The sequence below is a fragment of the Paenibacillus ginsengihumi DSM 21568 genome (assembly GCF_000380965.1).
GTDB classification, from domain to species: domain Bacteria; phylum Bacillota; class Bacilli; order Paenibacillales; family NBRC-103111; genus Paenibacillus_G; species Paenibacillus_G ginsengihumi.
In genome coordinates, this window is the sequence record NZ_KB905662.1 from 1 (window position 1) to 6,110 (window position 6,110).

The window sequence follows — 6,110 nt, forward strand, 5'->3', positions numbered from 1 at the left end:
TGCGCTTGCTTTGCGGCTTGGGAAGGAAGACAGCAGCTCGCGCTTGCTTTGCGGCTTGGGGGGAAGAGCAGCTTGCGCTTGCTTTGCGGCTTGGGGGGAAGAGCAGCTTGCGCTTGCTTTGCGACTTAGGAGGAAGACAGCAGCTCGCGCTTACTTCGCGGCTTAGAGAGAAGCAGCGGTTCGTGCTTGCTTCGCGGCTTAGAGAGAAGCAGCGGTTCGTGCTTATTCGCGATTTCCTACGCCGGAGAGGCGGTGCGGCGGCCATCCGCCCCTGCAGGGCCAGTGTGCCTTCGTGGATTCTGGTGTATACTGCTCTATGGATTCATAGAACCGGAGGACAGCGTATATGGTCGACGTGGACAAATTAGCCGGGATTTTTGCCAGCGGTTTCTGCCAAATAGAACGGGTATACCGATTAGTGATTCAGCCCCACAGCCTATTGCGCGACTTCAGGACGGCCAGGCATGGGTTGTTGGTTCCCGTTCGCGGCAAGGCCAGGATGCGTGTGGACGGCACGGTCTACGACATGCATCCGGGCGCAGTGCTGCATGCAGCTCCGGGCATGCAGCTCGATTCGCAGGTTCTGGATCCGCCTGGCGGCCGAGCAGTTTATGGCATTAGCCGGACAATAATCCGGTCAAATGCGCGGCCCGCGTCTTGGCGCCGTGCCGGCGTCAAGGTCAGCCTGGAGAGCTTGCCGGAGCTGAAGGGAGACGAATGGATCTGCGATAAAGCGCCGATAAGGCGCTTTTTGAATGTCCGGCACGGTTATTCTGACTTGAAAAAAATTGGACGGAACCCTCCGGCGAATTTTCAGGCACCGCAGGTGATGACCGATGACGAAGGAATCGCTTGTTATAGGCGTCCAACTTAAAAGAACCCTAACTGCTCCTTCGCCTTCTCCGACATCATGGACGGGGACCAACGCGGCTCCCACACGAGATCGATATCCACGTTGGACTTGCCGGTTTTTTCGGCCAACACCCACCGGGCGCCGCCGACGATCGTGTCATGCAAGGGGCAGCCGGGGGTCGTCAGCGTCATGCGCACGTAGATGCGGTCCGGCTCCTCGCGTACTTCGTACACCAGGCCGAGATCGACGATATTGACGTTCAGCTCGGGATCGTACACTTCCTTCAACAGCTCGAGCAAATGTTCGGCATCGCGCATCTTCTTCCTCCTCCTCTTTTTCCAAAAATAGACCCGGAGCGGGCCAAGCCCGAAGCGATCCGCTTCAGCGGGCGAATACGAGAGCGATCAGCGAGATGTAGGCTATGGACAACAGGGACCAGGCCGATCCCGCTGCTGCGACAAGCGTCTGCCAGTCAGCCGCAAGCCCTGCGATGAGCAGCAGGGTGAACGCGGCAATAAGCGCCAGTCCGATGTGCACGTTGCGCTCGTTCAGCAGATCGGCCATCATCGGCGTTCCCGGTTTGCCCGCCTGCTTTCCGTATTTGTACGTCCACCATAAGAAGGGGACGATTTTGGACGCATAGCATAGTATCGTAAAGGAAACCCAGCCTCCCAAATAACTCCAACCGGCAGCGAGCACGATTCGCTCATCGAGCAGCCGATCCGGGTTCGGGAGCGCATAAATCAGCAGAGCCACGGTCAGGCAGGCAAAAGCCTGGCTGGCGTATACCGACCATTGAATGCCCAGGCCGGGATTGCGCTTGTGGCGTTTTTTCTTGATCTGCAGCAGATGGATATTGTACGCTGTGGCAGCCGCCGCAAGCAGCAGCAGCGCCGTCCAGAGAAGCCATGCGCTAGCGTCCGCGAGGAAAGCGAGCGTGCCGACGACCACGGCCGCATTCCACAAGACGAGCACAACGCTCTGCAATCCGGTCGGGTAGTCGTGCGCCAGATAGAACATCGGCAGCATCTTGTAGCTGAAGCCGGTAATGAGCAAGCCGAACCAGCCGACCGCCCCCAGCCATATGTGCGCGCCGAACAGCTGTCCATGGATGGCGGGCCAGAAGCCGAAGGCGAGGTTGAGCCCCATCGCCAGGCCGGAGATGCCTGTCAGCGCGAGGTACAGCACGGAGCAGGCGGCGCTCAGCGTGATCGCATCCCATTTCCCGGCGCGAAGCAAGGTGGCGGCGATATTCCCCGCGAACAGCAGGATGCCGGCCAGCGCCAGCGTTGCGCCTCCGGCGATCCAGCCGAGGTCTCCGCGGATGAAGCCGTACAGCAGGCCCGCAGTGCCGGCGGAGAACGCTGCGTAATGGACGTAACCGAGCCGTTCGCTGTACAGGCTGGATTGCAGGATGACGTTGATCAGCTGATAGACCGCGCCCATCGCCAGCATCGTCGCCCAAGCGAGCACGAACAGATGCGCATGAAACCATCCGTTCGGACTGCGCAGCGCTTCCCCCAGCCAGCCGGATAAGGAGGCGAGGGAAAACGCCTGAAACAGCACAAAACTGATCATCCCCGTAATGATAAACAGAAAGGGGAGACGGGACATCGTTCTCGCCTCCTTATACTTTGCGAATGGTGACCTTGGCCGAGCCGTCGGGCTGTTCCTCCACCTCGTAGGGATATCCCAGGCTGTGCAGCTCTTCGATCAGGAACATCGGCACGCGGTCGTTGTGAATGGTCACGGCATCTCCCGGGCGGCATCGTTCCAGTGCGGCCAATGTGCGAATCATCGGCTGGGGCGGCTCCAGTCCCCGGTTGTCCAGCGAGATGGTTACGGGATCGCGCTGCGCGGCCCCGGCGCCCTCGCCGGCGTCATCTGTACCGTCCGTGGGCGGTACGGCCTCTGCCGCGTCCGCAGCGGCTGCGGCTGGCTGCTCCCCGGAGGCTGTTTCGTCCAGCCAGTGCTTGTTCTTTTTGCTGACGAAGGTGGAGACCCAATGCTCCTCGCCGACCTGCTCCGCTTTGCCTGCGAACCCTTTCAGCTTCAGCACGCCGAACAGCGGAGTCGGCTTGATGGTGGCGTGCAGCACGAAGATATCGTCTTTACCCAGGCTTTTGACCGTCTCCATAATCAGTTGAAACGGCTCCAGCTTATTGCGGAGCTGGGGTCTGACGTCCAGCTCGACCACTTTTGCCTCCTTACGGTTCATACGCTTCACCTGCTTGGCATTAAAATTCCGACGCTGACTTGCTTTAAGCTCAATGCTGCCTGGAGGCCGATCCTGAACGAAGCTTCATCATCGGCCGACCTCTTCCGTTGCCGGCAATTTGCCGGCGGCTATCATCCCATTTGTTGGACAGCCCTGTCATACAAGCCTGCCATGCCGCCATAGAGCGAGTAGAAGAACGAATCCGGCGCTTCCAGGGTGAAGGAGGTGTACGCTTTCGGATCGACGCCGAGCATGTGCTCGAACAGCCGCGCGCTGTCATAAGCATAGAAGCAGAAATGCGTGTATTGAAACTCCGGCATTTTCTCATAAATCGTCACGATCTCGGAAGCGTAGTCGTCAAGATGGCGGCTCGCTTCCTGGATCATGGCGACCGCATCCTCCAGCGTCACCTGAATTCGGATCGTCCTCTCGTCAAGGATTTGAACGCTCGCCATTACAGCTTCCCGATCTTCACCTGGAAGGTGGCCGGACCCCGCTCGATATACTCCCACGTGAACTGGCCCGGATGCATCGATTCGAACTGGAAGCGCAGCGGCACGGGATCATGGTCGTTTACAAGCAGCATCGCTTCATTCGGCTTCAGGTTGCCGAACGTCTCGAAGATGACCTTGTGCTTCAGATGCGGCGGGTATTCCGTCGCGCGGATGGTTGCGGCGAATGAACTCATGCTTCATTCCTCCTCGGAAAAGTAAGTGGCTTTCTGATCCCGATTATAGAGCAGCCGATGCATCGTCTTCGTGAGCCGGATCACAATTTTTAAGAAATATAGCCGAAGGCGAACTCAGGCTTCTGGCAGGCCAGCGGCAGAACCTGCGATCAGGCGGACAGCGCGATCGGGCGGCGCGATCAAGCGGGCGGTGCCTGCGGAGCGGGACGAGGCGAGCGGCGCGATGCTCGCGAGGCGGGACGGGCGAGGCGGCTGGTGCAATGCTCGCGAGGCGGGACGGGCGAGGCGGCTGGTGCAATGCTCGCGAGGCGGGACGGGGCGAGGCGGCTGGTGCAATGCTCGCGAGGCGGGACGGGGCGAGGCGGCCGGTGCGATGCCTGCGGGCTCAATCCCGACGACATTGCCGGACGGTAATTGTAGCGAACCACGCCGCTTGGGCCGGGATAGGGGGCGGCTGCGGCTGAGGCGGCGGCAGGCTGATGTGATGAATGTCATAGCTTTGAAAACGGTCGCCCGGTATGGTGAGTCTATGTCAAACGTTACAATTCGCGCTATCGATATGGGACAGGATGTCGTCTTCCTCGTGACAGGGGGCGCGGCGCATATCGGTGCGGCGGCCACCGCCATGTATCACCCGGAGGAGCGAACCGTGCGCGTCGACACGCTGGCGCTGCCCGGCCACCGGGAAGGGGAGCTGGCCGCCGAGCTGGCAGAGATGGCTGCGCGGTCGCTGGAATGCACGGTCGCCGTATTGGCGGGCATTCATCTGCATCAGCCGACCAGGCAGGAGATTGAAGCTGTTGTAGCGGAAGCCCGCCGTCAATTGAGGCAGCTTGTTGGCGAATGGCCAAAACAGGGGAGAGGGAGGAGGAGCGGCGATGCCGACACAACTCGTTGACAAGTATGGCCGCATTCACGACTATTTGCGCATTTCCGTGACGGACCGCTGCAATTTGCGCTGCGTGTACTGCATGCCTGAGGAAGGAATGACGTTCGAGCCGGACCATCGAATTCTGCGTTACGAGGAAATCACGGAAGTCGTCAAGGCGCTGGCGCCGCTGGGCGTCCGGAAGCTGCGCATTACGGGCGGGGAGCCGCTCGTGCGCAAAGGGCTGGACCGGCTGATCGCCATGCTGTCCGCGATACCGGGCATTGAAGATATCGCTTTATCCACCAACGGGATTTATTTGGCCGCGTTCGCGCCCGCTCTGAAAGAAGCCGGTCTTACGCGCGTGAACATCAGCCTCGATTCGCTTGTGCCGGAGAGGTATGCGCGCATAACCGGCGGCGGTGATGTAAGCAAGGTGCTGAAGGGTCTGCAGGCAAGTCGGCTTGCCGGCTTTCATCCGATCAAGCTGAACGTGGTGCTGATGAAGGGCGTCAACGACGATGAAGTCGAATCGTTTTTGCGCATGACGCTGGAGCAGCCGATTCATATCCGTTTCATCGAGTACATGCCGGTCGGGTACGAAGGGGCCGGGTGGAAGGCGGGCTATATGCCGCTTACCCATGTGCTGGAGACGTGCGAGCGGCTGGGCTTGCCGTATACGGCTACCCGGGAGGTGTACGGCAACGGCCCGGCGGAAAGCTACCGGCTGGAGGGAGCGGCCGGAACGTTCGGCCTCATTCATCCCGTCAGCGATCATTTCTGCGGCAGCTGCAATCGCCTGCGGCTGACGGCGGACGGGAACATCAAGCCCTGCTTGTATTGGGCGGATGAATATCAAGTGCGCAAGCATATCGGCGACCCTGCGGCGATCGCAGCGTTGTTTATGAAGGCGCTGGACGCCAAACCCGAGACGCACGAGATGGCCAGGGCGCTGTCCGGGGAGCGGATGAGCCATGCTCCGACGCTGCGGCGCATGTCGCAGATCGGCGGCTAAGACAGCGCATAAACATCGCAAGGGATGCTTCCGCATACGAGCTTGATCTGTACACGATCGGGCTTTTTCTGTTGACGGCGTTACAAGGAGGAGCGGCCGCGGTTTTAGCGGTCGTTTTTCTTGGAATGCCAATGTTGTATTTTGTACAACAAAAACAGGGCAATAAACCGTATTCGCGGCTCATTGTTGTAGAATGTGCAACAATTCGGAGGATATTCACCGATTTGCAGCCAGTCGCCCCCAAATTGTTGTACAAAATACAACATTACTCTCCCTCCAGCGCGAAGGATGCGGAAAATGTTGCATTTTTTGCAGGATTCGCCGCCTCATGTGTCCGGGTGTGCATGGGAAGGGGCCGCGCTAACATGAAGTCCGCACGCTGACGCAGAGTTCGAACGTTAAAGCGGAGTTCGCACGCTGACGCAGAGTTCGAACGTTAAAGCGGAGTTCGCACGCTGACGCAGAGTT

General features: G+C 59.6%; 8 protein-coding genes. 3 read left to right on the plus strand and 5 right to left on the minus strand.

What is annotated here, in order from left to right; all coding sequences use genetic code 11:
* Positions 1 to 346: 346 nt before the first annotated feature.
* Positions 347 to 874: a hypothetical protein gene (locus F591_RS32510; protein WP_019537567.1), complete on the plus strand. Its 528-nt coding sequence runs from the start codon at positions 347 to 349 to the stop codon at positions 872 to 874.
* Here the strand turns inward: F591_RS32510 and F591_RS0126495 are convergent.
* The 5 genes from F591_RS0126495 to F591_RS0126515 all read right to left on the minus strand — a co-directional run bounded on the left by F591_RS0126495 (position 871) and on the right by F591_RS0126515 (position 3,759).
* A complete protein-coding gene (locus F591_RS0126495; protein ID WP_019537568.1) occupies positions 871 to 1,170 on the minus strand; it encodes a metal-sulfur cluster assembly factor in 300 nt (99 codons plus the stop codon). The two genes, F591_RS32510 and F591_RS0126495, sit on opposite strands and share 4 nt — an antisense overlap.
* Positions 1,171 to 1,234: 64 nt before the next feature.
* Positions 1,235 to 2,467 carry a hypothetical protein gene (locus F591_RS0126500; protein ID WP_019537569.1) on the minus strand — a complete coding sequence of 411 codons (1,233 nt, stop codon included), beginning with the start codon at positions 2,465 to 2,467 and terminating at the stop codon, positions 1,235 to 1,237.
* Between the two features lie 13 nt (positions 2,468 to 2,480).
* Positions 2,481 to 3,071, minus strand: a complete 591-nt coding sequence (locus tag F591_RS0126505; RefSeq protein ID WP_026326932.1) for a DUF2249 domain-containing protein — start codon at positions 3,069 to 3,071, stop codon at positions 2,481 to 2,483.
* Positions 3,072 to 3,202: 131 nt separating this feature from the next.
* A complete protein-coding gene (locus F591_RS0126510) occupies positions 3,203 to 3,526 on the minus strand; it encodes a hypothetical protein (protein ID WP_019537571.1) in 324 nt (107 codons plus the stop codon).
* Positions 3,526 to 3,759, minus strand: a complete 234-nt coding sequence (locus F591_RS0126515) for a DUF2249 domain-containing protein (protein WP_019537572.1) — start codon at positions 3,757 to 3,759, stop codon at positions 3,526 to 3,528. The genes F591_RS0126510 and F591_RS0126515 overlap by 1 nt, the downstream gene beginning before the upstream one ends.
* Positions 3,760 to 4,288: 529 nt before the next feature.
* On the opposite strand from F591_RS0126515, the gene lpdD reads away from it, so the two are divergent.
* Together lpdD and moaA are read left to right on the plus strand one after the other, a co-directional pair.
* The gene (gene lpdD, locus F591_RS31845) at positions 4,289 to 4,657 is read left to right on the plus strand and encodes a prenylated flavin chaperone LpdD (RefSeq protein ID WP_156829719.1); all 369 of its coding nucleotides are present in this window, start codon (positions 4,289 to 4,291) and stop codon (positions 4,655 to 4,657) included.
* Positions 4,638 to 5,642 carry a GTP 3',8-cyclase MoaA gene (moaA, locus tag F591_RS0126525; RefSeq protein WP_019537574.1) on the plus strand — a complete coding sequence of 335 codons (1,005 nt, stop codon included), beginning with the start codon at positions 4,638 to 4,640 and terminating at the stop codon, positions 5,640 to 5,642. Before lpdD ends, moaA begins: the two co-directional genes overlap by 20 nt.
* Positions 5,643 to 6,110: the final 468 nt, after the last annotated feature.

What these genes read in the sequence shown, in the direction of transcription:
- F591_RS0126505 (WP_026326932.1), bottom strand. Translation starts at nt 3,071, where the DNA reads ATGAACCGTAAGGAGGCAAAAGTGGTCGAGCTGGACGTCAGACCCCAG.
- lpdD (WP_156829719.1), top strand. Translation starts at nt 4,289, where the DNA reads ATGTCAAACGTTACAATTCGCGCTATCGATATGGGACAGGATGTCGTC.
- F591_RS0126515 (WP_019537572.1), bottom strand. Translation starts at nt 3,759, where the DNA reads ATGAGTTCATTCGCCGCAACCATCCGCGCGACGGAATACCCGCCGCAT.
- F591_RS0126500 (WP_019537569.1), bottom strand. Translation starts at nt 2,467, where the DNA reads ATGTCCCGTCTCCCCTTTCTGTTTATCATTACGGGGATGATCAGTTTT.
- F591_RS32510 (WP_019537567.1), top strand. Translation starts at nt 347, where the DNA reads ATGGTCGACGTGGACAAATTAGCCGGGATTTTTGCCAGCGGTTTCTGC.
- moaA (WP_019537574.1), top strand. Translation starts at nt 4,638, where the DNA reads ATGCCGACACAACTCGTTGACAAGTATGGCCGCATTCACGACTATTTG.
- F591_RS0126495 (WP_019537568.1), bottom strand. Translation starts at nt 1,170, where the DNA reads ATGCGCGATGCCGAACATTTGCTCGAGCTGTTGAAGGAAGTGTACGAT.
- F591_RS0126510 (WP_019537571.1), bottom strand. Translation starts at nt 3,526, where the DNA reads ATGGCGAGCGTTCAAATCCTTGACGAGAGGACGATCCGAATTCAGGTG.